The sequence below is a fragment of the Psychrobacter sp. PP-21 genome, assembly GCF_033790785.1.
Lineage (GTDB): Bacteria > Pseudomonadota > Gammaproteobacteria > Pseudomonadales > Moraxellaceae > Psychrobacter.
The window spans coordinates 1-1,825 of sequence record NZ_JAMYEB010000051.1; the positions used below are offsets into that span (position 1 = coordinate 1).

Below are 1,825 nucleotides of genomic sequence, written 5' to 3' on the forward strand. Positions count from 1 at the left end.
GTTATTAAAAAAGTAAAGAGAACTGAATCAAGCGTATAAACATAGGTGATATCGTTATCATAATTAGATTGTATGACACTTTGGAGTCGAAAGACTACTTGGGGTTGTATGGTCAAGTAATGAAGCGCACATGGTGGATGCCTTGGCAGTCAGAGGCGATGAAAGACGTGACAGCCTGCGATAAGCTTCGGGGAGGCGGCAATATCCTGTGATCCGGAGATTTCTGAATGGGGAAACCCACCTACCATAAGGTAGGTATCCTAATTTATTAGGAAGCGAACGAGGGGAAGTGAAACATCTCAGTACCCTTAGGAATAGACATCAATTGAGATTCCCCTAGTAGCGGCGAGCGAACGGGGAGAAGCCGATTAATTCTAATGTAGAAGAACAGCGTGGGAAAGCTGACCGTAGTAGGTGATAGTCCTGTATTCGAAACATTAGAGTTAACATATTAAGTAGAGCGGGGCACGAGAAATCCTGTTTGAAGATGGGGGGACCATCCTCCAAGGCTAAATACTCCTGACTGACCGATAGTGAACCAGTACCGTGAGGGAAAGGCGAAAAGAACCCCTGTGAGGGGAGTGAAATAGAACCTGAAACCGTGTGCGTACAAGCAGTGGGAGCCCACTTGTTGGGTGACCGCGTACCTTTTGTATAATGGGTCAGCGACTTATGTTCTGTAGCAAGGTTAACCGTTTAGGGGAGCCGTAGGGAAACCGAGTCTTAATAGGGCGTTTAGTTGCAGGGCATAGACCCGAAACCGAGTGATCTATCCATGAGCAGGTTGAAAGTGCCGTAACAGGCACCGGAGGACCGAACCCACTGTCGTTGAAAAGCCAGGGGATGACTTGTGGATAGGGGTGAAAGGCTAATCAAACTCGGTGATAGCTGGTTCTCCCCGAAAGCTATTTAGGTAGCGCCTCGGACGAACACCATTGGGGGTAGAGCACTGTTTCGGCTAGGGGGTCATACCGACTTACCAAACCGATGCAAACTCCGAATACCGATGAGTGATATCCGGGAGACACACAGTGGGTGCTAACGTCCATTGTGGAGAGGGAAACAACCCAGACCGCCAGCTAAGGCCCCAAATTCCTAGTTAAGTGGGAAACGAGGTGGGAAGGCATAGACAGCTAGGAGGTTGGCTTAGAAGCAGCCATCCTTTAAAGAAAGCGTAATAGCTCACTAGTCGAGTCGGCCCGCGCGGAAGATGTAACGGGGCTCAAACTAGGAGCCGAAGCTGCGGATTTGAATTTGTTTTCAAGTGGTAGGGGAGCGTTGTGTAAGCCTGTGAAGGTGTGTTGTAAAGCATGCTGGAGGTATCACAAGAGCGAATGCTGACGTGAGTAACGATAATGCGAGTGAAAAGCTCGCACGCCGGAAGATCAAGGGTTCCAGTCCAACGTTAATCGGGGCTGGGTGAGTCGACCCCTAAGGCGAGGCCGAAAGGCGTAGTCGATGGGAAATCGGTTAATATTCCGATACTTGTTTATAATGCGATGGAGGGACGGAGAAGGTTATGTCAGCCTGGCGTTGGTTGTCCAGGTGAAAGGATGTAGGTTTATAGCTTAGGTAAATCCGGGCTATTTCATACCGAGATCTGATAGCAAGCTGTACTTGTACAGCGAAGTGGCAAATACCATGCTTCCAGGAAAAGCTTCTAAGCAATAGTTATAAACGAATCGTACCCTAAACCGACACAGGTGATCAGGTAGAGAATACCAAGGCGCTTGAGAGAACTCTGCTGAAGGAACTAGGCAAAATGGTACCGTAACTTCGGGAGAAGGTACGCTGTTGGTGGTGATAGGACTTGCTCCTTGAGCTG

1 rRNA gene is annotated in these 1,825 nt (G+C 48.8%); it reads left to right on the forward strand.

What is annotated here, in order from left to right:
• Positions 1-110 precede the first annotated feature (110 nt).
• Positions 111-1,825, forward strand: a 23S ribosomal RNA gene (locus tag NJD71_RS13480); the annotation flags it as partial.